Origin of the sequence: Kitasatospora sp. NPDC004799, assembly GCF_040609095.1 — a bacterium.
Lineage (GTDB): Bacteria > Actinomycetota > Actinomycetes > Streptomycetales > Streptomycetaceae > Kitasatospora.
Genome location: NZ_JBEXJK010000081.1, coordinates 1 through 25,536 on the forward strand (window position 1 = coordinate 1; position 25,536 = coordinate 25,536).

Sequence of the window (25,536 nt, forward strand, 5' to 3'; positions counted from 1 at the left end):
GTCAGACGCTGCCCCTTCTTGTGCCGGTCTTCCCGGATCTCGAAGTCCATCGCACCCCTTGAACTGGGGTGTTGCAACGACCGCTAGAACCCAAGGACGTCGCGGGGGCTCTGTGCGGTCCGGAGCGGGGGCTCTGCGCGGCCCTTGGAGCGGGGTTCGTCAGCGGGCGGAGCGCACCGTCATCGGCAGGCCGCCGCGCACCCGCAGCGACAGCATCGGCTCCGGCACCACCCGGTACCCGGGCGCCTTGGCCAGCCGCAGCTCCCGGGCGACCATGGCGATCGTGAAGGTCGCCTCCAGCAGCCCGAGGTGGTTGCCGATGCAGAACCGCGGCCCCGCCCCGAACGGGATGTAGGCGTAGCGCGGCCGGTCCACCGCCCGGTCCCGGTCGAAGCGCTCCGGATCGAACTGCTCCGGGGCGTCCCAGAACCGGGGGTGGCGGTGCAGGGTGTAGGGGCAGATCAGGACGTCGGCGCCGGCCGGCACGTGGTACCCGCCGACCTCGTCCTCCGCCTGGGCCTGCCGCGGCAGGATCCACACCGGCGGGTAGAGCCGCATGACCTCCTCCACCACCATCGAGGTGTAGCGCAGGCGGTGCAGGTCGTCGAACTCGGGCAGCCGGTCGCCGAGCACCTCGACGGCCTCGGCGTGCAGCCGGTCCATCACCTCGGGGTGGCGGTCGGCCAGGTAGAAGGTCCAGCCGAGGGTGCTCGCGGTGGTCTCGTGGCCGGCCAGCAGCAGCGTGACCAGCTCGTCGCGCATCCGCTGCCGGGCGACCTGGCGGTCGGGCTCCTGCCGGGTGGCGACGATCAGGCGGGACAGCGCGTCCTCCCCCTCGATCTCCCCGCCGTCGCGCGAGACCCGGTCCGCCACCAGCCGGTCGACCACCCCCTGGAGGTCCTGCCGGGCCTTGCGGAAGCGCAGCTGGGTGGAGAGCGGCACCCACCCGGGCACCATGCCCATGGTGACCATGTCGAACATCGCCTGGTCCTGCACGGCCTCGAAGTCGTGCCCGACCGCCTCGAAGGCGCTGAGGTCGACGTCGAGCAGGGTGCGGCCGAGCACCCCGAGGGTGAGCGCGGTCATCTCCTTGACCACGTCGACCGGTCCGCCGCCCTCGTGCGCCCGCAGCCGGCCGACCAGCTTGGCCGCCTCCTCGGCGACGGCGTCGGCCTGCTGGACGATCCGCTTGTGCTGGAAGGCGGGCTGGATCTGCCGGCGCTGCTTGCGCCAGAGCTCCCCCTCGCTGGTCAGCAGGCCGTTGCCGAGGGCGCGCCGGGCCTGGGCCAGGCCGATGCCCTTGTGGTAGTTGGCCGCGTTGTCCGCGAGCACGTGCTTGGCGTGGTCGGGGTGGTTGAAGAAGTAGAGCGTCTTGGGGCCCATCGAGATCCGGACCGCGTCGCCGTACTCGGTGGCGGCGGCGCGCATCATCTCCAGCCGGTCCCCCACCAGCCGGCGCAGCAGGACGGGGGCGGCCCGGCGCGGCGGGCCCGGCGGCACCCGGCGGGTGGCGGCCACGGCTAGCACCCCCCGACGTTCGGGAAGCGGTCGGCGATGGCCCGGCGCCACACCTCGTACGCGGGCAGCGCGCCCGGCACCGGCCCGCTCGGCCGCACCTCCTGGGTCACCGCGGCCGCCTCGGCGGGCGTCGTGCCGCAGAAGACCCGGGTGGCCAGCTCGGTGTGCGGCACCAGCAGTCCGGCCTTGACCCGGGCCTCGGCCGCGAAGGCGCTGCCCTGCGCGACCATCCCCCGGTGGACGCCGGCCCGCTCCCGGAACGCGCAGAGCTCCGCCTCGTCCACGCCCCCGGCGTAGGTGGCCGCCAGCCCGGCCCCGCCGTAGAGGTCGGCCCGCCGGGACTCCGGGAACTTCTCGATCATGGTCGCGACCAGGTCGGCGTCGGTGCCGCCGACGAACCACAGGGCCCGGCCGATGCCCTGGTCGATCGCGTTGCCGGTGTACGACGGGGTGTCGTGCGCCGGCCAGGGGAAGGCCGGGTCCCGGTACTGCTGGTGGACGTACCGGTCGGTGCGGAAGTACGCCTGGTGGAAGCCGTACCCGTCGAGCACCAGCCAGCGCAGCAGCGGGTCGAGCGCGTCGACGTCGGGCCAGCAGAACCTCGGCAGCCGGGCCATCGCCCAGCCGATCCCGACGTACACCATGTAGACGTGGTCGGCGCCGCGGCCGGTGAGGAAGCGGGCCACCGAGCCGCGGCCGCCGAGCCGCAGCCCGTCGAGCATGGCGAAGCCCATTCCGGCGCCCTCGTAGGCGAAGCCGCGGAACCGGTCCGGGATGTCCTCCAGCGGGTATTCGGCCTCCGCCGGGTTCCGGGCCTCCACGGCGTGGGCGTAGCCCTCCAGGAACCGCGCGCCGACCGTCTCCAGGAGTTCCTGGGCGGCCGGCGACTTCCGGTGGAAACCACGCGTTTCCAGAAGCGTTTCCGAGGTGCTCGGAGTGAGAATTCGACGTCGGAGCGTCCGCCATGCACTGGACACGCCTTACTCCTCTCAGGTTTCCCGCGGGGCGGACGGTCCGCCCCGCGGACGAGTTCGCACCGGTCCGGGCCCGAGGGCGGGCGAGCCGTCAGTCCGCCCGGGGCGCGGGCCCGGTGTCCCCGACGTGCGCGCGCACGTTCGCCCGCCACCGTTCGTACGGGGGCGGCCCGCCGGCCGGGCCCGGGGTGGTGTCGTCCACCGCGCAGGCGTCGGCCAGCTTCGCGGCCGCCTCGACCGACAGGCCGGTCAGGGCGGCCGAGGCGGTCTCGGAGTGCGCGGGGACGAAGCCCGCGTACGCGCGCGCCTTGGACGCGAACACCGAGCCCTGGGCGAGCTCCGCCCGGTGCGGGCCGGCCGCGTCGGCCAGACCGGCCAGTCCCTCGGCCGTGCCGCCCCCGGCGAAGGTCGCGGCCAGGCCCACGCCGCTCCACAGGTCGCCCTGCCGGTCCGCGGCGAACTTCCGTACCGCGGGCGCGACCTGGGCCGGCGAGCCGCCGTGGATGAACCACAGCGCCCGTCCGACGCCCTGGTCCACGGCCCGCTGGAAGTACCCGGGCGCGCCCTGCCACGGGTACGGCTTCGGCCGGCGCTGCTCGTCCACCCAGCGCCGGGTGTGGAAGTAGGCGAGGTCGAAGCCGTAGCCGTCGACGGCCAGCCAGCTCATCGTCGGGTGGTAGGGCGTCCCGGTGAGGTCCGGCAGCACCTTGGGCCACAGCGCCCTGGGCAGCCGGGCCATGGCGAAGCCGATGCCGATGTACGCCAGGAAGATGTGCGGCTGCCCGGGCCCGGCCAGCAGGTCCCGGGTGCGGTGGCCGCGGCCCATCGCGTCCAGGACGGTGAAGGCCATCGTGGCGCCCTCGTACGCGAATCCGCGCTGCTCGGGCTCGACCAGCTCGAGCCGGCGCTCCACCTCCCACAGGCTCCGGGCGTCGATGCCCCACTCGAAGCCGCAGACCACCGCCCGGGGCACCGCCTCCAGGCGTTCGGCGGCCTCCGTGGGTGTCACCGGGAAGCCGCGCCCGGCGAAGGTCACCGAGGCCAGTGACGGTGTCAGTACCAGCCGGCGCAGCGATCCGAAGGTGGTCGGCACGATCCCTCCCGGGCTCACGTTCCGAATGTGACGGTCCACCCATGGTCCTGAGGCGGCGTCAGGGACCGCATCTCCGCGGTTGCCGTTCCTGTCCCGACCCGGCTGCCGGTCGTCTTCGGACGTGCTCCGCCCGCCGTCCCGGGGGTCTCCGCAGGGCCCCGGCACCACAATGGAACCGGCCCGCGCGCGACCGGGTGTCCGGCGCCGTCGGTCCGTCCCCGTCACGGCCGTCCAACCGAAGGAGAGCCCGTATGAGCACGTATCAGCGGAACGCCGAGGCCACGCCCGGGTCGCTCTGGGAGCGGGCGCCCGACCTGCTCGCCTACCGCGGGTCCCGGGAGTACGTCACCGCGCTGGTGGGCGGCCGCCCCGGGGCGGCCGGCGTCGCGGTGCCCGCCTGTCCCGGGTGGACCGTCCTGGACGTGGTCGGCCACCTGCTGGAGGTCTGCCGGCCGGTGGCCGCCGACGCGCCCGGCAACCTGTGGGAGGTCCCGCACGACGGCTCCGGCGACGGCCTCGACGGCCTGCTCGCCGAATGGGCCCGGTTGGACGGCCCGCTGGAGCGGGTGCTCACCGAGACCCCGCAGCTGCGGCACACCATGCTGATGATGGACGCGTTCACCCACGAACTCGACATCCGGGGCGCGCTGGGCGTGCCGGTCGTCCCGGAACACGCCTCCTACCCCTCGTCCTTGGACCTGGTGGTCCGGGGCTTCGCCAACGCGGTGCGCGCGCACGGGCTGCCGGCCCTGCGGATCGAGGCGCCGGGCGCCGCGTGGGTGGCCGGCGACGGCGAGCCGGCCGCCGTCCTGCGCGGGCACCGGCACGACCTGCTGCGCACCCTCACCGGCCGGCGGTCGCTCGGGCAGATCGCCGAACTGGCCTGGAGCGCCGCGCCCGAGCCGTGGCTGCCCGCGTTCACCTGGGGCCCGTTCCGGCCGCCGGCGAAGCCCGTCGAGGCCGTGCTCGCCGAGCGGTAGGGCTCCGGGCGGGAAACGGCGCTGTGGCGCTGCCCGGGCGGGCAGCGCCACAGCGCCGTCGTGGTGTCACCCGCGGTGCCTCAGGCCGCGACCGCCCCGACCTGCTGCGGCTGCGCGGCCTTCCCGTCCGGGGAGCCCGCCCCGGCGGCGTTCGCCTGCCGGGACCGCTGGACCAGGTGCGCGACCCACCAGCCGATCCCGCGCAGGGCGCAGACGATGGTGGTGGCGTAGAAGAGGGTGTAGACGACGTTGAACACCATCAGCACCCCGTAGACCATGGCGACCGAGGAGCCGAACATGAACTGGGCCTTGGCCTTCATCGGCGTGGTGCCCGGGTCGCTGATCATGTAGTTGGTGAACAGCACGAAGGCGACGCCGGTCATCGCGCCGAGCGCGGAGAACAGTGCGACGTCCCAGATCCAGTGCCGGATGAACGCCTGGATGGCGAAGGCGCCGAGCCAGCCGACGATCAGCGGGGTCCGCTTGGTGAGCAGGGCGTTGATCACCGTGCCCGCGGTGGCGATGATCAGCGGGATCATCACGCGGAAGAAGGTGTTCGCGTTCTCGGTGAACTGGTACGGCGGCGAGATGCTGAACCAGGAGCCGAAGCAGATCAGCGACATCGTGATGCCGAAGTTCGACGGGTTCATGTAGTGCCGCATCCGGCCGGCGATCGGCGCCTGCAGGGCGTGCTTGCCGCCGACGCCGATGACCACCCCGAAGAACAGCGGCAGCAGCTGGTTGTTGCCGTAGGTCAGCATGTTGACCGCGAGCGCCGTGATGTGGGCCGGCAGCAGGAACTCGTAGACCCCGCGCACCCCGTTGCCCAGGAAGCGCGGCGGGCGCCGCTGGGCCCAGCCGCTGATCAGCTCGAAGCAGATCTCGCAGGCGTAGGCGGTGAACACCGCGATGAACGGCCACAGCCAGGGCTGTTCGAAGCCGAGCAGGGTGTAGCCGAAGATGTTGAACACGCTGATGGAGATCGCGAAGTTCCGCAGGGCGAGGTAGCGCGGGTCCTTCGGCTTCGCGGCGGGGGCGGCCGGCGCGGCCGCGGGGGCGGCGCCGCCGGGGGGTTGGATCTGCGCGGTCGCGCTCATCGGTTCGGGACCTCCTGGACGTCGCTGGTCAGCATGAGGGAGTGGGTGCCGGGGGTGAGCTGCTCGGTCTTCTCGTGCAGCCCGCCGTTCGCGTCCCGCCAGCACAGGGCGACGGTGACCGGGCCCTGGTGGGAGCCGAGGCCGAAGCGCACGTCGAAGCTGCGGAAGCCGCCGTGGCCGCCGCCGCCGTCGAGCTGGGAGACCTGGGTGCCGGTCGGGGTGGTGACCTTGACGGTGGCGTTGTACGCGGGCGACCCGGAGTTCACCAGGCCCTGGCCCGTGCCGCCCTCGGCGGTCGGCCGGTAGAGCCGCAGGTTCAGCTGGTTGCCCAGGCTCGGCGAGGTGTTGGCGTAGAACGCGGGCGGCCCCCACTGGCGGGCGACGGCGAAGTCCAGCTTGCCGGTGCCGGTGGTGTCGCCGGTGGCCAGGCCGCGGGTCGGCGTCGGCACGGCGATGCCGAGCTCGTCGCTGATGTTCACGTACTTGCCGCCGGGGGTCTTGGCGTAGAAGGCGACCGCCTCGTCCCCGGCGATGTCGTCGCCCGGCTGGACGTTGGGCCACATCGCGGGGTTGGAGAGCAGGTCGTCGTTGGTCATGGCCATCTCCTGCAGCCACGGCCAGCGGTTGATCTTGCCCTTCACGAAGCCGGTGGCCTGCAGGACGTTGAGGTCGCCGCTGTTGAGGAAGTCGCCCATCTTGGCGTCCCAGCCCCAGCCGGTCCACGCCATCCCGTGCTCCTCGGCCTGCTGCTCGAACGGCGCGATGCCGGCGGCGAGCTTGCTGCGCATGTCGGCCTGGTCCTTCGCCTTGTTGATCCAGACGAAGTTGCTCTCCTCCAGGCCCCAGGCGACGGTGATGTTGCTGACCATCATGTCGAAGTCGCCGTTGCGGCCGAGGTCGCCGAAGTCGACGCCCATGCCCTTGAAGGAGCCGTTGCCGAGCACGAAGGACTTGGGCGTGGTCGGGGTGCGCTCGCCCTTGGCCTCGGTCAGCTCGATGTGCCCGGGCGTGGACCGGTTGTACAGCAGGTGCCCGTGGCCGAAGTCGTTGGCGATGTACAGCTCGGGCAGTCCGTCACCGGTCAGGTCGGCGCCGGAGATCGCCAGCGTCCAGCCGGTCGACGCGTCGAACGGGATGGCGCCCTTCTCCTCCACGTACGACACCGTGGGCTCCGGGCCCGAGGTGCTCGCCTGCCAGCGCAGCACGTGGTCGCCGCCGGCGTTCTTGGCGCTGGACAGCGAGTCGTTCATCACGACGTTCTTCAGACCGTTCGGGTCGAGCACGTCGGAGTCGGGGAAGTAGTTGCCGATCACGATCGACGGGTGCCCGCTGCCGTCGAGGTCGGCGACGTAGTCCGCGTCGGTGTTCCAGCGCGGGCCGTGGTACTTGCCGTCCAGCGACTCGGCGGCCACCAGCTCGCGCGGCACGTAGGCGCTCGCCGACGGGGTCGTGGCGTCCGACCTGGCCATGAACAGGATCGGGGTACGGCCCCAGTACGTGACCAGGAGGTCCATCCGGCCGTCGCCGTTGAAGTCGCCGGGGTTGCAGCCGGTGGGCGCCATGGCGTCGTCCATCGGCAGCGGCTTGCCGTCCAGCACGAAGGGCGTGAACCGGTCGGCTTCCCGGGCGGTCGGCGTGTACGTCACGACCACGCTGTCGGTCCTGGTGTCGACGATGCACATGCTGTTCGCCACACCGTGCCCGGTGAGGTCGTTGATCGCGATGCTGGCCCCGACCGAGGAGATCCACGAACGGATCTTCTGGTAGGCCGGGTTCACGTTCCGGACGGTCTTCATCGGCCGCTGGTCGTAGCCGGGCGGCATCGCGATGGGCATCTCCTTGAAGCCGTACTTCTTCGCGACGTCCTCCGCGCCGGCCACCGCGACCGAGCTCCGGGCCGCGAAGAACAGCGAGGCGGCCACCATGATCACCACCAGGCCCGGTACCAGTCTGCGGAATCGTTCCCGGAATGTCACCGAAATTCCCCTCTCGGCAGATCGTGTGCGACCCTGCTTTCGCATCGAGTGTGCAGTCGCGGTCGACTCCTGCGGGCCGAAAAGTCCCGGGGTCCTGGATCCGCGTTCCCGAAATGCGCCGGTGAATCCCACTTCACGCGCAGGTCTACTGCACGAGCATGAACTCCGGGCGGCCGCAGCGGCATCTCTCACATTGCTCACCGGCCCGCCCCGGCTTTTGCCAGGAATTTTCCGAGCGGATGAATACCGCGGTCCGCCGACAACCGGAGCCGGCAAGGGGCCCGGGCGCCGTTCGTCGGCCATTCCGTTCCGGCGGCCGGAAACACGCCGAAGCGCCCTCCGGAGGTACGCGGAGGGCGCTTCGGCGGGGGTGCGTGCGGGGCCGCCGGCAGGCGGCGGGCTGCGGGCTGCGGGCCGCGGGCCGCGGGCCGCGACCGGCGGGCGGGGCGGGGTCAGTAGCGGTTCGAGGCCCCCGGCGGCACGTCGTGGCGCATCCGGCCGGCCGGGTCCACCCGGCGGCGCACCCGGTCCAGCCGCTCGACGGCGGCCGCGGACAGGTGCCGCTGCGGCTGCTCCAGCCGCTCGACCAGGGTCGGCGCGGTCCGGCCGGTGTCCCAGGGCGCCAGCGCGGAGCGGACCTCGGCGCAGTGCGCCCGGACCGCCGCCGCCGAGGCCCGGTCCACCGCCAGGCCGCCGGCCGTGAAGGCGTGGGCCGCCTCGAGGTGGCTCAGCGCCCCGCCGTCCGGACCGGGCACCGCGAGCGCCCCGCCGAGCTGCCGGAGCTCGGCGTTGACCAGCGGCGAGCCCGAGCCCTCGCCGAGCACCCGGAGGAAGGTCTCGGCGCCGTCCTTGCCCAGGTCGGAGAGGAGCAGGTGGTCCCCGAGCACCGGCACCGGGTCGGTCGGGTCCATGTGGGTGCGGACCACGGCCGGCGGGGTGGTGGTGCACCAGGTGTCCAGGACCGGCTCGGCGACCGCGCGGAACCGGCCGAGCAGGTCGGCGGCCCGGCCCTCGGCGGTCGCCACGCCGTCCTCGGTCGGGCTGAGCACCACGCCGGCCAGGCAGACCACCGGACCGCCGGTCAGCACCGCCGGGATCTCCGGCACGGCCGGCAGGTTCATCACCCGGAACGCGGTGGTGACCTCCTCGGGCGCGTCCCGGCTCCAGTCCAGCCAGCGGGCGAGCAGCTCGGGGCCGTGCGCGGCGGGCCAGAAGGCCGCGCCAGTGACCACCCGGGCCGCCGGGAAGAGCTCCAGCTCGATCGCGGTGACGACGCCGAGGCCGCCGCCGCCCCCGCGCAGCGCCCAGAACAGCTCCGGGTCGGCACCCGCCGAGACGCGGCGGAACTCGCCGTCCGGGGTGACGAGTTCGACCGCCCGGACGCTGTTCACGGCGAGCCCGGCCCGCCGGCCGTAGAAGCTGATCCCGCCGCGCAGCAGGAAGCCGACCACGCCGACGGTGGGCGAGGTGCCGTGCGGCGCGGCCAGCCCGTGCGCGGCGGCGGCCTCGACCACCGCGCCCCAGCGGGTGCCCGCCGGGACGCGGGCGGTGCGGGCCGCCGGGTCGATCTCCACCGGGCCGGCCGGCTCGGTGCGGATCAGCAGGGCGTCGTCCATCGGGCGGGCCGAGGAGGAGGCGTGCCCGGTGGTGTGCACCCGGACCCACCGCCCGGCGCGCCGGGCGTGCTCCAGCGACGCCCGGACCTCCGCGACGGTGCGGACCGTCACCGCCGCCGCCGGCCGGACCGGGGCGGCCAGGTTGAACACGGCGGTGGCGGCGGCGTAGTCGGGGTCCCCGGGCAGCGCGACGGCCTGCTCGGTCTCGGTCATGGTGGGAACTCCAGAGGTAGAAGGACTACTTGACACCGAACCGGGCGCGGGCCAGCTCCCGGGTGGTCACCGCGGACAGGAAGACCCCGATCCCGGAGTGGCTGTGCAGGGTGGACAGGTCGCGCCAGACCCGCTCGATCCGCTCGCCCTGCCGCACCGCGCTCGACCCCGCCGTCGGGAACAGCTGCCCCTCCACGGCGTGCCAGCAGAGCCGGATAACCTCGCGGCAGATGGTGGCGAGCCGCAGGTCGTGCTCCCGGGTGAAGGCGCCCGGCCCCCGGGCGCACAGCTCCTGCCACTGGGCGACCGCCTGCAGCACGGCCGCCTCGGCGGTGGCGATCATGCCGGCCGCCTCGCCGTACCAGAACTGGTAGTCCGGGTCCTCGGCCCGGGTGACCACCGGCGGGAACAGCGTGGTGCGGGAGCGCATCAGCTCCTCGTAGGCGTCCAGCGCGCCCTGGGCCATGCCCACCGCGAGCGAGGCCACCTCCAGCACCATGAAGCTGAGCGAGCCGCCGCCGTACTCCGGGTTGCCGTGCAGCCGGTAGCCGGGCGTGCCGCCCTCGACGTCGACCTCGCTCATGTGGGTCCGCGGCAGCGCCAGGTGGTCGGGCACCCGGCCGTCCTCGATCACGATGCTGTGCGAGCCGCTGCCCTTGAGGCCCAGCTGGCCGCCCCAGTCGTCGAGCCGGCGGAACTGGCTGCGCGGCGCCACGAAGAGCATCGGCGCCGGCGGCTCGCCGTCCTCGACCGACACCGGGACGTGCCCCATGAAGTGCGTGGCGTACGGCGAGCCCGAGCAGTAGTTCCAGGTGCCGTCGATCCGCCAGCCGCCGCCCTCGGCCCGCTCGGCCGAGCCGTTCGGGACGATGGTGGCCGGGCAGATGAAGTCGCCGCCGGCGAAGATCTCGGCCTGCGCCCGCTCGCCGAACAGCGAGGCCGCGGGGAGGGCGTGGGTGGCGCCGAGGCAGTACATCCAGCCGGTCGACGGGCAGCCGCGGGCCAGCGTCATCGCCACCCGCAGGAAGGTGTCGATGCCGAATTCGTAGCCGCCGTACCGCTTGGGCACGAGAATGCGGTAGAAACCCGCCTCGGCGAACGCCTCGTGGGTGTCCTGGGCGTAATGGGTGCGCTGTTCGGTCTCGGCCTGCCGGGGCACCAGGAGCGGCGCGATCGCCTCGGCCCTGGCGATGATCTCCTGCGGGGTCAGGCCGGGCTCGGGCGGCTGCGGCGCGCCGGACCCTGCGGCATTCGTGGCGACCGTCATTGCGGCGCGGCTCCTCTACGGTTGGCGTTCCCCCGGGGCGGGGCGGACTTTCCGGGCCAGCGTCGCCCCCGGCCCGGCCGGGCCGCATCTCCCTGATTGCCAGCACGATCGAAGAACCGCGGCGGCGGGCCGGTTGCTACGGTTCCGGGGCGAATTCGCCCCGGACCCAGCGAGAGGAATTCCCCATGATCCCCGATGGAAAGCCGCAGTCGGACGCACCGGTGGACAGGACGCCGCTCTCCTTCAACCAGGAATTCCTCTGCGGCTTCGACCGCGGCGACACCGAGGGGCCGTTCGGCCCGCGCTTCCACATCGTGCACGGCTGGCGGCTGCGCGGGAAGGTCGACGCCGCGACGCTGCAGCTGGCCCTGGACGACGTGGTGGTCCGGCACGAGGCCCTGCGCACCGCCATCGTCCGCGGCGAGGGCGAGCGGTACCAGGAGATCCACCCGCCCACGCCGGTCCGGCTGGAGCTGCGGGAGCTGCCCGGAGCGGATCCGGCGGCCCGCGAGCGGGCGGTCGAGGACCTGATCACCGAGGTCGAGTCGGGCACCATCAGCGCCCGCGAACTCCCGCTGCTGAAGGCCACCCTGCTCCGCTTCGACGAGGAGGACGCGGTCCTGGCGCTGGTCGTGCACCACACCGCGGCGGACGGCTGGTCGGTCCGGCTGATCATCCGCGACCTCGCCGTCCGCTACGCCGAGCGCCGCGGGCACCGCCAGCCGGAGCTGCCCACCGCCCTGCCGTACCGCGAGTTCTCCGCCTGGCAGCGGGAGTACGCGGCCGACCCGGCGCTGGAGGACTCGCGCGCGTTCTGGCGGGAGAACCTGGCCGGCGCCCGGATCCTCTCGGTGCCCACCGACCGGCCGAAGTCGTCCGGCCTGCCGGAGGCCACCGCCGTCCACCGCTTCACCGTCGACGCCGAGTTGACCACGCGGGCGGTGGAGATCGGCCGGGCGCTGCGCAGCACGCCCTTCATGGTGCTGCTGGGCGCGTTCGCGGTCATGGTCGCGCGGACCACCGGCACCACCCGGGTCGTGGTGCCGACCTTCTCGCCGGGCCGCGGCGAGGACCGCTTCCACCACACGGTCGGGCCGTTCTTCAACTTCCTGCCGCTCTGCACCGAGCTGGCCGGCTCCCGCGACTTCGCCGAGGTGGTCTCCCGGATCCGCACCACGAGCCTGGAGGCGTACGCCCACGACATCCCGTTCGGCCAGATCCTCGCCCAGGCACCGGAGTTGATGCTGCCGACGCTGGAGGACGAGCGGGCGGCCTGCGTCTTCCAGGTCTTCCCGTTCCCGTTCCTGCTGGACGGGGAGCTGATCGGGGACCTGGAGTACACCGAGGTGCGCCGCCGGCTCACCTCGCAGCCGGTGGGCTCGGACGTCCCCAACGGCGCGCTGTGGACGCTCAACCTCGACCCGGCCGGCGACGTGGTGGCCGGGATCCAGTACAACAGCAACCTCTACGACGAGAGTTCGGTGGCGGAGCAGGTGGACCGCTTCCGCGAGGTGCTGCGGGAGCTGGTCGGCGCGCCGGACGCGCCCCTGGACCTCGGGCCCCAGAGGTCCTGAGAGGTCCTGAGAAGTCCTGAGAAGTCCTGGGCGTTCCTGGCCGGAGAGGTCGGGAACGGCCGACGGCCCCCGCCGGGGCGGGGGCCGTCGGGCTCGGCTCAGCCGACCCGGATCGGCCCGCGGGGCCGCAGTCCCCGGCAGGCGTCGTTGTAGTGGTCCAGCAGCCGCTGGGCCTCCGCGTTGGCCCGGGCGAAGCGCACCCGCGGGTCGACGTCGGTGACCAGGACGTCGTGCATGGCGGTGGTCAGCACGTCCTGGATCCCGGCGAACTCGCCGAGCAGCGCGCCCCGGGCGGCCGGCGTGCCGGAGTTGGCGGCGAGCTGGTCCAGCGCCGTGCGGAAGTGCGGGTTGCGCCGGAACCAGCCCTCCTGCTCCAGCAGGTCGATCGCCCCGCCGGTGACCGGGATGAACCCGGTCTCCCGGTGCCGCTCGGCAGCGGTCCGCGGCGTGTTGAGGTACTGCATGAAGGCCAGGGCGCCGTCCTGGGTCACCTCGTCCAGGCCGGCCGCCAGCCAGAGCGCGTCCCCGCCGATCACGTTGCCCGCGTACGGCACCCGGTCGTTGTACGGCATCCGGCAGGCCCGCACGACGAAGCCGCCGTCCCGGCCGGCCTGGGCCATCCGGGCCGCCTCGACCGAGGTGGTGAGGACGAGGGCCACCTCCTGGTCGGCGAAGGCGCGGAAGTTGCCGTCCCAGTCGACCTCGCTGTTCACCCGGCTCGGGTGGTAGCGGTACAGGCCCGCCCGGTGCAGCCCGCGCCACCACTCGACGTAGGCCAGCATCGCGTCCGAGTCGAGGTACAGCCGCTCGGCGCGGCCGGAGCGGCCGTTGTCGTGGTCGGCCAGCAGCGCGCCCTGCTGGGCCACCGACTGCTGGAACCACCAGCCGTGGTTGGGCCAGGTGATCGCGTGGGCCGGCCCGTCCGGGAGCGCGGCGACGGCCCGGCAGGCGGCCTCGATCCCGGCCCAGGTCTGCGGCACCTCGGTGATCCCGGCCCGCTCCAGCAGGGTGGTGTTGGCGTAGAGCAGCGTGGTGGAGGTGAGCGGCGGCATGGCCGCCACCGCGCCGTCGTGGGTGTAGTAGTGCCGGGCGGCGGGCGCGACGTCGCCGAGCACGACCGGCTCGCCGAGGATCTCGGTCCGGCCCGCGATCGCCCGCTCGACCGACGTGAACAGCGGTGACCCGTCGGGCCGCCGGGCGTCCAGGGCGTCCCGGGTCGAGGTGTAGAAGTACTGCGCGACGGTCGGCGGCTCGCCCTTCTGCACGGCGTCGTGCACCGCCTGCGGGACGGACAGCCAGTCCGCGCCGGTGACCCGGATCCGGTACTCGGGGTGGTTGGCCGTGAACTTCTCCGCCAACTCCCTGGTCCGGTCCAGAAAGTACGGCATGAACGGGTAGAGCGGCACCACGATGTCGAGGTCGGTTCGCTTGCTCATTCCGGAGTCCTTCCTGCACAGGCCGGGCAGATCCAGATGCTCATGCTCCGGGGGCGGCGCAGCCGGGGCATCTCCGCTCGTGCTGAGTCCGGGCGGCCCGGCCGCGCGGGCCGCGGCGGGCGCGCGGCGCCCGGGCCGGGGCAAGCGCGCAAGTCGGGAGAAGCGGCCGCCGCCGCCGGGCTGTCAGTCTCGATCCGTCCGGTGAACTGGCAGCAAGGAGAGGCGTCTGATGGCCGAAGCCCGGGAAAACGCAGCCGGGAGTGCGCGCGGGACCCGCCCGCTGACCGGGGCGGAGTACATCGAGAGCCTGCGCGACGACCGGGAGATCTACCTCTACGGCGACCGGGTCAAGGACGTCACCGCCCACCCGGCGTTCCACAATCCGGTCCGGATGACCGCACGGCTCTACGACGCCCTGCACGACCCCCGGTACCGGGACGTGCTGACCGCGCCGGTGGACAGCGGCGGCGAGGGCTACACCCACCGGTTCTTCACCACCCCGCGCAGCGCCGAGGACCTGGTCGGCGACCAGCAGGCGATCGCCGCCTGGGCGCGGATGAGCTACGGCTGGATGGGCCGCAGCCCCGACTACAAGGCGTCCTTCCTCGGCACCCTGGGCGCGAACGCGGACTTCTACGAGCCGTTCGCGGACAACGCCCGGCGCTGGTACGCGGAGTCGCAGGAGAAGGTGCTGTACTGGAACCACGCGATCGTCCACCCGCCGGTGGACCGCTCCCTGCCGCCGGACCAGGTGAAGGACGTCTTCATCCACGCCGAGCGGGAGACCGACGCCGGCCTGGTGGTCTCCGGCGCGAAGGTGGTCGCCACCGGCTCCGCGCTGACGCACTACAACTTCGTCGCGCACTACGGCCTGCCGATCAAGGACCGCACCTTCGCGCTGGTGGCCACGGTGCCGATGGACGCGCCCGGGATGAAGCTGATCTGCCGCCCGTCCTACACCGCGACGGCGGCGGCGATGGGCAGCCCGTTCGACCACCCGCTCTCCTCCCGGCTGGACGAGAACGACACCATCCTGGTGCTCGACAAGGTGCTCATCCCGTGGGAGAACGTCTTCGTCTACGGGCAGCCGGAGAAGATCCGGATGTTCACCGGGCAGTCGGGCTTCATCGAGCGGTTCACCTTCCACGGCTGCACCCGGCTCGCGGTGAAGCTGGAGTTCATCGCCGGGCTGCTGGCCAAGGCGCTGGACATCACCGGCACCGGCGACTTCCGCGGGGTGCAGAGCCGGCTCGGCGAGGTGCTGGCCTGGCGCAACCTGTTCTGGGGGCTGTCGGACGCGGCTGCCCGCAACCCGGTCGCCTGGCACAACGGCGCGGTGCTGCCCAACTCCCAGTACGGCCTGGCCTACCGCTGGTTCATGCAGACCGGCTACCCGCGGATCCGGGAGATCGTGCTCCAGGACGTGGCCAGCGGGCTGATCTACGTGAACTCCAGCGCCAAGGACTTCGACAACCCGGGCATCCGGCCCTACCTGGACCGGTTCCTGCGCGGCTCCGGCGGCGTGGACGCGGTCGAGCGGGTCAAGGTGATGAAGCTGCTCTGGGACGCCGTCGGCAGCGAGTTCGGCGGTCGGCACGAGCTCTACGAGCGCAACTACGCCGGGAGCCACGAGAACACCCGGATCGAGCTGCTCTTCGCCCAGCTCGCCAACGGCCAGCTGGACTCCTACAAGGGCCTGGTCGACGAGTGCCTGGCGGAGTACGACCTGAACGGGTGGACGGTGCCCGACCTGTCCTCCTTCGCCGACCTGAGCGACTCCGTCCACGGGCTGCTCGACAGCTGACCACCGCACCGGGCACCGAGCAGGACCCCGCGCGGGCACCGCGCCGGACACCGACAACCAATCGACGAGGATCGGAGGGCATGGTGGCTTCCCCTTCCCTTCAGGGGCATTTCACGGAACAGGCGCTCAGGACACCGGACGCGGTCGCCGTGTCGTCCGGCGAAGTCCGGCTCAGCTACCGCGAGTTGGACGAGCGGGCGAACCGGCTGGCACACCGGCTGGTGGAACTCGGCGTACGGCCCGAGTCGCCGGTCGCGGTGCTGATGGAACGGTCGGCGGACCTGGTGGTGGCGGTCCTGGCCGCGCTCAAGGCGGGCGGCTGCTACCTCCCGCTGCACGCCGCCTACCCGCTGCCGCGCAAGCAGTGGATCGTGGAGCACTGCGCGGCGCCGGTGCTGCTGACCGACGAGGCGATGCGCCGCCAGGGCCTGCCGCAGGGCGCCGAGGTGGTCGTGGTGGACGGCGAGAAGGGCCTCGCCGACTACCCGGCGACGGACCCGGCCGTCCCGGTCGACCCGGCCGCGCTCGCCTACGTGATCCACACCTCGGGCTCCACCGGGGTGCCGAAGGGCGTCGCGATCGCCCACCGGGACGCGCTCGGCCTGGCCCTGGACTCGATCTGGGCGGACGGCCGGCACGAGCGGGTGCTGATGGTGGCGCCGTACGCCTTCAACGTCTCCACCTACGAGTTCTGGGTGCCGCTGCTGCACGGCGGGCGGATCGTGGTGGCGCCGCCGGGCGACCTCGACGTGCACGCCCTGCGCCGGCTGATCGCCGAGGAGTCGATCACCGGCATCCACCTCACCGCGGGCCTGTTCCGGGTGCTGGCCGAGGAGGACCCGGGCTGCCTCGCCGGGGTGCGCGAGGTGCTCACCGGCGGCGACGTCATCGCCCCCTCGGCCGTCCAGCGGGTGCTGGAGCACAACCCCGGCCTGGTGGTGCGGGCGATGTACGGCGCGACCGAGGCGACGCTGTTCAGCACCAGCGCGCCGATGACCGCCCCCTACCGGGCGGCGGGCCCGGTGGGCGTCGGCCGGCCGATGGACGACGTCCGGCTGCACGTCCTGGACGCGGAGCTGCGGCCGGTGCCGGCCGGCGGGGTGGGCGAGCTGCACATCGCCGGACGCGGCCTGGCCCGCGGCTACTTCAACCGGCCCGACCTGACGGCCGAGCGCTTCGTGGCCAACCCCTTCGGGGCGCCGGGCGAGCGGATGTACCGCACCGGGGACCTGGTCCGGGTCGACCGCGACGGCCTGCTGGAGTACCTCGGCCGGGCCAACGACCAGCTCAAGGTGATGGGCTTCCGGGTGGAGCCCGCCGAGGTGGAGGCGGCGCTGGCGCGCTACCCCGGGCTGGCCCATGTCGCCGTCGTGGCGCGGGAGTCGGGGGCCGGGGAGAAGCGCCTGGTGGCGTACTACGTCCCGGAGTCGGACGGGGTCGAGGCGGGTGCGCTGCGGGCGCACGCGGTGGAGCAGCTGCCGGCGTACATGGTGCCGACGGCCTTCGTGGGCGTGCCGGCCCTCCCGCTGACCCCGAACGGCAAGCTGGACCGGCGGGCGCTGCCCGAGCCGGTGGCCGAGTCGACCCGCCGGGCGCCGGCGACCGAGCGGCAGCGGCAGCTGTGCGCGCTGTTCGCCGAGGTGCTGGAGGTCCCCGAACTCGGCGTCGACGACAGCTTCTTCGAGCTGGGCGGCCAGTCCCTGGACGCGATGCGGCTGGTCAGCCGGATCCGGGCGGCGCTGAACGTCCGGCTCACCGTCACCGAGTTCTTCGACGTCCCCTCGGTGGCCGCCCTGGAGAGCCTGCTGGACCGGCCGGAGGGAGAGCGGGGATGACCAGCCCCTTCGACGCCGAGGACGGCGAGTTCACGGTCCTGGTCAACGCGGAGGGCCAGTACTCGCTCTGGCCGGCCGCCGTCGCGGTGCCGGCGGGCTGGACGCCCGTGCACGGGCCGTCCGGCCGGGCCGCCGCCCTCGCCCACGTGAACGAGCACTGGATCGATCTGAGGCCGAACAGCCTCACCGGGCGCCACCCTGGGCAGCCCGACGACTGACGAGGAGTCCGACATGAGCCTCGACGCGGGTCAGCAGACCTTCGGCGGCATGCTCGTCGACCACATCACCTGCTACGTCGCCGACCTGGCGGTCACCACCGAGTGGCTGGTCCGCGGGTACGGCCTGGAAGTGTACGCGCGTTCGGCCCCGCAGGCGCCGGACCTCCGCTCGGTGGCGCTCGGCCGCAACGGCATCCGGGTGCTGCTCAGCCAGCCGCTGCAGGGCGACCACCCGGGCGCGGCGTACGTGGAGAAGCACGGCGACGGCGTGGCCGACATCGCGCTGCGCGTCCCGGACGCCCGGGCCGCCTTCGCGACGGCCGTCCGCCGCGGCGCCCGGCCGGTCGCCGGGCCGGTCGAGCACGGCGAGCTGGTCACCGCGACCGTCATGGGCGTCGGCGACATCGCCCACACCTTCGTCGAGCGCCCGGCCCGGTCCGACGGGCGGCCGCTGCCCGGGCTGGCGCCGGCCGCCACCGACCCGGCCGCCCCGGACCTCGGCCTGCGGGAGGTCGACCACTTCGCGGTCTGCGTGGAGCCCGGGCAGATCGACGCGACCGTCGCGTTCTACCGGGAGGTGCTCGACTTCGACCTGATCTTCACCGAGCGGATCGAGGTCAACGGCCAGGTGATGATCACCAAGGTGGTGCAGAACGGCGCCGTCACCTTCACCCTGATCGAGCCGGACCAGTCCCAGGTCTCCGGCCACCTGGACGAGTTCCTCAAGGACCACGGCGGCCCGGGCGTGCAGCACATCGCCTTCACCACGGACGACATCGTGCGCTCGGTCGACGCGATCGCCGCCCGGGGCGTGGAGTTCCTGAGCACCCCGCAGGCGTACTACCGGCTGCTGCCGGACCGGCTCACCCCGCTGCGGCACTCGGTGGCGGAACTGGAGCGCCTGAACCTCCTGATCGACCAGGACCACGACGGGCAGCTGTTCCAGATCTTCGCCCGGTCCGTGCACCCCCGCAACACCCTCTTCCTGGAGGTCATCGAGCGGATGGGCGCCCGCTCCTTCGGCAGCGGCAACATCAAGGCGCTCTACCAGGCCATCGAGCACCAGCAGGGCAGGGGCACCGACGATGACGCGTGACGCGATCCCCGCCGAGCGGTTCCGGGCCGCGGTGGAGCGGCTGCGGGTGCCGGGCATGGGCACGGAGGTGGTGGCGCCGCTGCTCTCCCAGCTGCTCCACCTGGTCCGGCCCCGCCGGGTGCTGGAGGTCGGAATGGGCTACACCACCCCGTTCCTGGCGAAGGCCCTGGCCGAGGCCGAGGAGCTGGCCGCGGCCGAGGCCGCCGCGCTGGTCCGCAAGACCGCGCCGTACCTCGCGGACGGCCGCGAGCTGGACGAGGCCTGGATCGACGCCGAGCCCGCGCTGCTGCTGCCGGCCGGCTACCAGGAGCCGTACCGGCCGCGGTTCGTGGCGATCGACGACCTCTCGGACGACGGCTCCTCGGCCCCGCTGGTGACCGAAGTGCTGGCCGAACTCGGCCTCGCCGAGCGGGTCACCGTCGTCAACTCCGACATGCGCGGGGCCGTCGGACGCCTCCCCGAGGAGTTCCGGCCGATCGACTTCGCCTGGGTGGACGCCTGGGACTGCCTCTACTTCTTCGAGAACTTCTGGGAGTTGATCGACCCGGACGGCGGGATCGTGGTCATGCACTACCTGATGACCTACCCCGAGGGCGAGGCGATCCTGGAGTACATCGCCGACACCCAGCGGCTGTCCCCCGGCGAGTTCGAGGTGCTGAACCTGCTGGAGAGCCGCAAGCTGCGGCAGAACAGCATGACCGTGCTGCGCCGCACCAGCGGCAGCCGGCCCCGGCAGTACTCCGACACCGGTCAACGCCCGCGCCTGGGCGGCCAGGTGCGCGCCGACGCCGCCGCGCTGGCGCGGTCCCTGAGGGCCCCGGGCGCCGTCTGAGCCCGGTCGCTCGGGGCCCCGAACGCCGTCCGAGCCCCGGCCCGGACCCGCGCGCAATCTGGAAGATGGCGGCCCCCGGCCGCCTGGCTAGATTGATTCACATCCACTGCGAGCCTTGCGAACAGAGGGGAACACCCGGCATGAGCACACTCTCCGAGGACCCGAACAGCGTCAAGTTCGTCTACTGGGACAACCTCACCTACGCGCCCACCGGATCGCGCGCGCCGGAGGAGTGGGATCCGGTCCTCGGCGCCCGCCTCTACGAGCGCTACCTCGACCACTGCGTCGAGGCCGAGCGCCTCGGCTACGCCGGTCTCAGCGTCCCGGAGCACTTCGGCCCGTCGTCGCTCTCCCCGCACCCCAACATCCTGCTGGCCGCGCTCGCCGCCCGGACCACCCGGGCCCGCCTGGTCACCGGTGTGAACCTCGCCCTGCTGCACCACCCGCTGCACCTCGCCGAGCAGTTCAACATGATCGACGTGCTCTCCGGCGGGCGGCTGGAGATCGGCCTCGGCCGGCGCGGGGACCGGGCCGCCTTCGAGCACAGCGCCGACCTCATCGACGGCGCCGTCAACCGGATCGACCACCCGGTGGCGAAGGACGACCTGACCCCCACGTACACCGCATTCCTCCAGGACACCGAGGTCGCGAAGCTCACCGTGTGGCCCCGGCCGGTGCAGCCGAGCGTGCCGCTCTGGGTGGCGGCGGAGACGGACGAGTCCCTCGCCATGGCGGCCCGCCGCGGCTGGAACGTGTTCACCGGGCTGAACCTCGACCCGTCCGCCGGCGGCATGTCCAAGATCAGCGTGGACGAGATGGTCGCGCGCCTGCACCGCTACCTGGAGGTCGGCAAGGAGCACGGGCACGAGCTGTCCATGGCGAACACCGCGGCGAGCTGCTTCACCGTGATCGCCGACACCGACCGCGAGGCCGCCGAGCTGGTCCGCGACGGCTTCGTCTCGCACGTCGAGGCCGCCGGCGGCGTGCTGGGCCGGATGGCCGGCGCCTCGCCCGCCGACAGCGCCCTGTCCTCGCTGGCGAAGGAGGGCGACACCGGCGTGCAGGGGGTGTTCGAGGCCCCCGCGGAGTCCTACCTCCGCAACCCGTTCGCCCTGGTCGGCTCGGTCGAGACGGTCCGGGCCAAGCTGGACGCCCTGGTCTCGGCCGGCTTCCGCCGGTTCGTGCTGCTCAGCGGCGGGGTCGGCACCACGCCGGAGGTCGCCTGGCAGTCCGCCAAGGCGATGGCCGAGGACGTGGCCCCCGAGCTGTTCGCCGCCTCCGCCGGCCCGACCCCGGCGGCCGGCTGACCGGGCGCCAGGGCCCGGGGGCCCCGCGCCCGTCCCGACGACGTGACGGGTGCGGCTCCCCCGGCCGCGCGCAGGACCCCGGGACCCGACAGCCGGCGCCCCGGGGCGTGTCCGACACGCCCCGGGCGGCCGGGCACGTGGAAGGACGAACGCGCATGACCGACACGACCGTCGATCCGACCGGGCCGGTGGTGATCAGGCCCGGGGACCCGCGGTACGAGAACCTCGTCCAGGGCTACAACCACCGCTTCGTCGGACGACCCGACCGGGTGCACGTGGTGACCGGCACCGCGGAGGTGGTGGCGGCCGTCGACGAGGCGGTGGCGGCCGGCCGACGGATCGCCGTCCGCAGCGGCGGCCACTGCTTCGAGGACTTCACCGCCTCGCCCGACGTCCAGGTGCTGCTGGACGTCTCCCAACTGAACCGCATCTCCTACGACCCCGCCCGGCGCGCGATCGAGGTCGGCTCCGGCGCCCTGCTCGGGGACGTCTACCGGACGCTCTTCAAGCGCTGGGGCGTGACGATCCCGGCCGGCACCTGCCTGGAGGTCGGCGTCGGCGGCCACTTCCCGGCCGGCGGCTACGGCCACCTCTCGCGCCGCGACGGCCTGGTCGTCGACCACCTCCACGCCGTCGAGGTGGTGGTCGTGGACGAGTCCGGCCGGGCCCGCGCGGTGGTCGCCACCGCCGACCCCGAGGACCCGCACCACGACCTCTGGTGGGCCCACACCGGCGGTGGCGGCGGCAACTTCGGCGTGGTGACCAGGTACTGGCTGCGCACCCCGGGCGCCGACTCGGCGGACCCGGCCCGACTGCTGCCCCGGGCCCCGGCCCGGGTGTGGAAGCGGACGGTGATGTGGCCCTGGGAGGGGATGACCGAGCAGGCCCTCACCACCCTGCTGCGCAACTACTGCACCTGGTACGAGGAGAACGACGCCGCCGACTCCCCGGCGGCCGGCCTGTGGAGCAACCTGATCGTCACCCACCGCAACTCCGGGGCGTTCGGGATGGTCGTGGTGATCGACCACGACGGTCCGGACGCCGAGAAGGTGCTGGCCGAGCACTTCGACGCCGTCTGCGCGGGGGTCGGGGTGGAGCCCTCGGTGCACCTCACCGAGGTCGTCCCGTGGCTGAGCTCCTGGCTGCCCTCGTACAGCTTCCCGAACGACCCGAAGGGGCGCTACAAGGACAAGTCCGCCTACCTGCGGAAGGGCTTCACCGACCACCAACTCGCGGTGATCTGGCGCTACCTGAGCGATCCGGCGCACATCAACCCGATGTCCTGCCTGGTGGTGGCCGGCTTCGGCGGGAAGGTCAACACCGTCGCCCCCGACGCCACCGCCGCCGTCCAGCGGGACTCGATCCTGAAGGTCCTCTACGGCGGCGGCATCTGGCTGTCCGAGGACCAGGACGAGGCCTGCATCTCCTGGATCCGGGAGTTCTACCGCGAGGTCCACGCCGGGACCGGCGGGGTCCCGGTCCCCGACGCGCACACCGACGGCGCCTACATCGGCTACCCCGACAGCGACCTGGCCGACCCGGCCCGGAACACCTCGGGGGTGCCCTGGTCGACGCTCTACTACGGCGCCAACTACCCGCGCCTGCAGCGGGTCAAGCGGGCGTACGACCCCGGGAACGTGTTCCGCCACGCACTGTCGATCGAACCAACCGACGCACAGCCGGACTTGCTGGAGGATCAGGATGCTTGAGGACAAGGTCGTCGTCGTCTCGGGGGTCGGCCCCGGCCTGGGCCGGTCGATCGCCCTGCGCGCCGCGCACTCGGGGGCGGACGTGGTGCTCGCCGCCCGGACCGGCAGCCGGCTCGCGGAGATCGCCGCGGAGGTCGAGGCGACCGGGCGCCGGGCGCTCGCGGTACCGACCGACATCACCGACGACGAGTCGGCCGCCGCCCTGGTCAAGACCGCGACCGAGACCTTCGGCCGGATCGACGCGCTGGTCAACAACGCCTTCGCGGTGCCGCCGCTGGTCGACCTCACCGACGTCGAACTGGCCGACGTGCGCGCCGGGTTCGAGACCAACGTCTACGCCGCGCTGCGGCTCACCCGGCTGTTCGCCCCCGCCCTGGCGGAGCACCGGGGCTCGGTCGTGATGATCAACTCCGCGGTGATCCGGCACTCCAAGCGGCTGTTCGGCGCCTACAAGATGAGCAAGGCCGCCCTGCTGTCGCTGGCCCAGAGCCTGGCCACCGAACTCGGCCCGCAGGGCGTGCGGGTGAACACCGTCGCCCCCGGGTACATCTGGGCGGACGCGCTGCGCGAGGGCTTCGGCCAGTGGGCGGCGCAGCGCGGCGTCACCGTCCAGGACATCTACGACGAGGTCGCGGCCACCCTCGACCTCGGCCGGCTGCCCGAGCCGGACGAGGTCGCCGACGCCGTGCTGTTCCTGCTGTCCCCGCTCTCCCGCGCCGTCACCGGCCACTGCCTGGACGTCAACGCCGGCGAGTACCACCACTGAACTGCCCGGACCCCAACGGAAGTCGAGGATCAGCGGTGACACGGAACACGGAGCCGTCCGGGGCGCTGGCCCCCGGACGGGAACGCGCGAGACCCGGCGACGGTGCGGCCGCGGCCGCGCCGAGCTGGTGGCAGAGCCCATGGGTGACGGCGCTGGCCGTCCTCGTGGTCTTCAACCTGGTGTACGCCTTCCCCCGCTACCTGACCGGGGGGCCGGGGCAGGCCCGGATCCCGCTGGACGCGGACTTCCCGGCGCACTACGCGGTCCTGGTGGGGCACGTGGTCTTCGGCAACATCTCGATGGTGACGGTCTTCCTCCAGGTCCTGCCGTGGATCCGCCGCCACCACCCGGCGGTGCACCGGATCAGCGGCCGGGTGTACGTCTTCGCCGGGGCCCTGCCCGGCGGGCTGCTGGCCCTGGTGCTGCTGCCCTACTCCACCGCCCCGAGCGGCCAGATCGGCCTGGCCATGATGGGCGGGCTCTGGCTGCTCACCACCGTGCTCGGGCTGCGGGCCGCCCTGCAGCGGCGGTACGTCGACCACCGGCGCTGGATGGTCTACAGCTTCGCGATGGCGCTCGGCACCAGCTGGGGCCGGGTGGTGGTGGAGCTGATGGGGTACATCCCGGGTTTCAAGCTCGACCTGCCGACACTGCTGGAGGTGGCCAACTGGGCGGGCTGGGTGGTCAATCTGCTGGTCGCCCACTGGTGGCTGGAGCGGACCGGCCCCCGGGCCGCCCAGCTGGTGCGCTGAGCCCGCCCCGACCCTGCGCGCGGCCGGCCGTGGACCCTCACGGCCGGCCGCGCTTTCGCGTGCCCGGTTCCCGGCGTTTCCGGCCGGCGGGCCGGGAACGTCGAGAACGGGCGGGCGGCTCCGACGTCTCCTGTGAGGACCCCTGGAGAGGCCCGGGGGCCACGGCCCAAGGAGTGAGAATCATGAAGTACCTGCTCGTGATGCACATGGACCCGGTGCTGTGGGACGGCCTGTCCGTGGACGAGCAGCAGGCCGTCTACGCCGGCCACGGCGACTTCATGAAGCTCATCAAGGAGTCCGGCGAGCTGGTCACCACGCAGGCCCTGGCGGTGCCGGAGCAGAGCACGACCGTCCGGGTCCGCGAGGAGGGCCCGGTGCACCACGACGGGCCGTACCTGGACACCAAGGAGTTCGTCTGCGGCTTCTACCTGGTCGACGTCGAGACCAGGGAGCGCGCGATCGAGCTGGCCGCGCTGATCCCGGACGCCCGGCACACCGGCGTGGAGGTCCGCGGCCGACGGGGTGCTCGCCCCGGAGGAGCAGGCGGCGGTCCTGTGGCGGAAGCCGCCGCGCTCGGAGAAGAGCGCGAAGTGGTCCGAGCACGACCTGATGCTGCTGGACGAGGTGGCGGGCCTGATCGAGCGTCCGGCCGGCTTCGGCCACGTGGTGGTGGACGAGGCCCAGGACCTCTCCCCGATGCAGTGCCGGGCGATCGCCCGCCGCAGTGCCTTCGGCTCGCTGACCGTCCTCGGCGACCTCGCCCAGGCGACCGCCCCGTGGGCCGCCCGCAGCTGGCCCGAGCAGCTCGCCCACCTGGGCAAGCCGCAGGCCGCGGTGGTGCCGCTGACCACCGGCTTCCGGGTGCCGGCCGCCGTGACGGCACTCGCCAACACCCTGCTGGGCGCGCTGGACGTGGACGTGCCGCCGGCCGTGTCGCTGCGACAGGACGGCGAGTTGACGGTGCGCCGGGTGGCCGCCGCCGGCCTGGGCGGAGCGGCGGTGGCGGCGGTGCGGGCGGCGCTGGAGCGCGAGGGCTCGATCGCGGTGATCGCGGCGGACGGCGCGGTGGCGGAGGCCGCCGAGGCGCTGCTCGCGGCGGGCATCCCGACCGGCGCGGCCGAACAGGTCGGCACCACGGCGCGGGTGACGGTGCTGCCGGCCTCGCTGGTGAAGGGCCTGGAGTACGACCACGTGGTGGTGCTGGAGCCGGCCGCCATCGTGGAGGCCGAGGTGCGCGGCCTGCACCGGCTGTACGTGGTGGTGACCAGGGCCGTGTCCCGGCTGGACGTCCTGCACTCCCGGCCGCTGCCCGCGCCGCTCGGCGGGTGACGGCGTGGCGGGGGAGACGGGGGGCGCCCCGAGCTGCGCCGCCCGCGCCCGCGCGGGCCCCCAGCAGGACCGGGTCCAGGACGGCCATCAGCACGACGGCCCCGACCAGGGTGACCAGGCCGGTGGCGCCGGAGACCAGCTCCC

19 protein-coding genes and 2 pseudogenes are annotated in these 25,536 nt (G+C 73.3%); 13 read left to right on the plus strand and 8 right to left on the minus strand.

Features of this window, described 5'->3' with window-relative positions; all coding sequences use genetic code 11:
- Positions 1-159: 159 nt before the first annotated feature.
- The 3 genes from ABZW03_RS13350 to ABZW03_RS13360 form a co-directional block, all read right to left on the minus strand.
- Complete coding sequence (locus tag ABZW03_RS13350; protein ID WP_355256108.1) at positions 160-1,518, minus strand: cytochrome P450; 1,359 nt, start codon at positions 1,516-1,518, stop codon at positions 160-162.
- Positions 1,519-1,520: 2 nt separating this feature from the next.
- A complete protein-coding gene (locus ABZW03_RS13355) occupies positions 1,521-2,495 on the minus strand; it encodes a DUF1702 family protein (RefSeq protein WP_355256111.1) in 975 nt (324 codons plus the stop codon).
- An 88-nt stretch (positions 2,496-2,583) separates the two neighbouring features.
- Positions 2,584-3,585 (minus strand): DUF1702 family protein, encoded by a 1,002-nt coding sequence (locus tag ABZW03_RS13360; RefSeq protein ID WP_355256114.1) that lies wholly within the window; start codon positions 3,583-3,585, stop codon positions 2,584-2,586.
- A gap of 251 nt (positions 3,586-3,836) precedes the next feature.
- On the opposite strand from ABZW03_RS13360, the gene ABZW03_RS13365 reads away from it, so the two are divergent.
- Positions 3,837-4,565, plus strand: a complete 729-nt coding sequence (locus tag ABZW03_RS13365) for a maleylpyruvate isomerase family mycothiol-dependent enzyme (protein ID WP_355256117.1) — start codon at positions 3,837-3,839, stop codon at positions 4,563-4,565.
- Between the two features lie 80 nt (positions 4,566-4,645).
- Here the strand turns inward: ABZW03_RS13365 and ABZW03_RS13370 are convergent, their stop codons facing one another.
- From ABZW03_RS13370 to ABZW03_RS13385, 4 genes are all read right to left on the minus strand, one after another.
- On the minus strand, positions 4,646-5,662 hold the full coding sequence (locus tag ABZW03_RS13370; RefSeq protein ID WP_355256120.1) for an enediyne biosynthesis protein: 1,017 nt from the start codon (positions 5,660-5,662) through the stop codon (positions 4,646-4,648).
- Positions 5,659-7,587 (minus strand): CRTAC1 family protein, encoded by a 1,929-nt coding sequence (locus tag ABZW03_RS13375; RefSeq protein ID WP_355256160.1) that lies wholly within the window; start codon positions 7,585-7,587, stop codon positions 5,659-5,661. Before ABZW03_RS13375 ends, ABZW03_RS13370 begins: the two co-directional genes overlap by 4 nt.
- Before the next feature lie 503 nt (positions 7,588-8,090).
- Positions 8,091-9,467, minus strand: coding sequence for an FAD-dependent oxidoreductase (locus tag ABZW03_RS13380; RefSeq protein WP_355256123.1), 1,377 nt, complete (start codon positions 9,465-9,467; stop codon positions 8,091-8,093).
- A 25-nt stretch (positions 9,468-9,492) separates the two neighbouring features.
- The gene (locus ABZW03_RS13385) at positions 9,493-10,734 is read right to left on the minus strand and encodes an acyl-CoA dehydrogenase family protein (protein ID WP_355256126.1); all 1,242 of its coding nucleotides are present in this window, start codon (positions 10,732-10,734) and stop codon (positions 9,493-9,495) included.
- A 185-nt stretch (positions 10,735-10,919) separates the two neighbouring features.
- On the opposite strand from ABZW03_RS13385, the gene ABZW03_RS13390 reads away from it, so the two are divergent.
- Positions 10,920-12,308 (plus strand): condensation domain-containing protein, encoded by a 1,389-nt coding sequence (locus ABZW03_RS13390; protein WP_355256129.1) that lies wholly within the window; start codon positions 10,920-10,922, stop codon positions 12,306-12,308.
- A gap of 98 nt (positions 12,309-12,406) precedes the next feature.
- Here ABZW03_RS13390 and ABZW03_RS13395 read toward each other — a convergent pair whose 3' ends face one another.
- A complete protein-coding gene (locus tag ABZW03_RS13395) occupies positions 12,407-13,744 on the minus strand; it encodes an extracellular solute-binding protein (protein WP_355256132.1) in 1,338 nt (445 codons plus the stop codon).
- Between the two features lie 229 nt (positions 13,745-13,973).
- On the opposite strand from ABZW03_RS13395, the gene ABZW03_RS13400 reads away from it, so the two are divergent.
- The 11 genes and pseudogenes from ABZW03_RS13400 to ABZW03_RS13450 all read left to right on the plus strand — a co-directional run.
- Entirely contained in the window at positions 13,974-15,548 is a 1,575-nt protein-coding gene (locus ABZW03_RS13400) for a 4-hydroxyphenylacetate 3-hydroxylase N-terminal domain-containing protein (protein WP_355256135.1), read from the plus strand.
- A gap of 80 nt (positions 15,549-15,628) precedes the next feature.
- Positions 15,629-17,383: a non-ribosomal peptide synthetase gene (locus tag ABZW03_RS13405; protein WP_355256138.1), complete on the plus strand. Its 1,755-nt coding sequence runs from the start codon at positions 15,629-15,631 to the stop codon at positions 17,381-17,383.
- The gene (locus tag ABZW03_RS13410) at positions 17,380-17,601 is read left to right on the plus strand and encodes an MbtH family NRPS accessory protein (RefSeq protein WP_355256140.1); all 222 of its coding nucleotides are present in this window, start codon (positions 17,380-17,382) and stop codon (positions 17,599-17,601) included. The genes ABZW03_RS13405 and ABZW03_RS13410 overlap by 4 nt, the downstream gene beginning before the upstream one ends.
- A 13-nt stretch (positions 17,602-17,614) precedes the next feature.
- Complete coding sequence (gene hppD / locus ABZW03_RS13415) at positions 17,615-18,697, plus strand: 4-hydroxyphenylpyruvate dioxygenase (RefSeq protein WP_355256143.1); 1,083 nt, start codon at positions 17,615-17,617, stop codon at positions 18,695-18,697.
- The gene (locus ABZW03_RS13420; protein ID WP_355256146.1) at positions 18,687-19,529 is read left to right on the plus strand and encodes a hypothetical protein; all 843 of its coding nucleotides are present in this window, start codon (positions 18,687-18,689) and stop codon (positions 19,527-19,529) included. Before hppD ends, ABZW03_RS13420 begins: the two co-directional genes overlap by 11 nt.
- Positions 19,530-19,669: 140 nt before the next feature.
- Entirely contained in the window at positions 19,670-20,836 is a 1,167-nt protein-coding gene (locus ABZW03_RS13425) for an LLM class flavin-dependent oxidoreductase (RefSeq protein ID WP_355256149.1), read from the plus strand.
- Between the two features lie 155 nt (positions 20,837-20,991).
- Positions 20,992-22,545 (plus strand): FAD-binding oxidoreductase, encoded by a 1,554-nt coding sequence (locus tag ABZW03_RS13430; protein ID WP_355256152.1) that lies wholly within the window; start codon positions 20,992-20,994, stop codon positions 22,543-22,545.
- Positions 22,538-23,311, plus strand: coding sequence for an SDR family oxidoreductase (locus ABZW03_RS13435; RefSeq protein WP_355256154.1), 774 nt, complete (start codon positions 22,538-22,540; stop codon positions 23,309-23,311). The genes ABZW03_RS13430 and ABZW03_RS13435 overlap by 8 nt, the downstream gene beginning before the upstream one ends.
- Before the next feature lie 35 nt (positions 23,312-23,346).
- Positions 23,347-24,063, plus strand: coding sequence for a DUF2306 domain-containing protein (locus tag ABZW03_RS13440; RefSeq protein WP_355256157.1), 717 nt, complete (start codon positions 23,347-23,349; stop codon positions 24,061-24,063).
- 206 nt (positions 24,064-24,269) lie between these two features.
- Positions 24,270-24,512: pseudogene (locus tag ABZW03_RS13445) on the plus strand (YciI family protein); the annotation flags it as partial.
- A 58-nt stretch (positions 24,513-24,570) separates the two neighbouring features.
- Positions 24,571-25,392: pseudogene (locus tag ABZW03_RS13450) on the plus strand (AAA family ATPase); the annotation flags it as partial.
- Positions 25,393-25,536 lie beyond the last annotated feature (144 nt).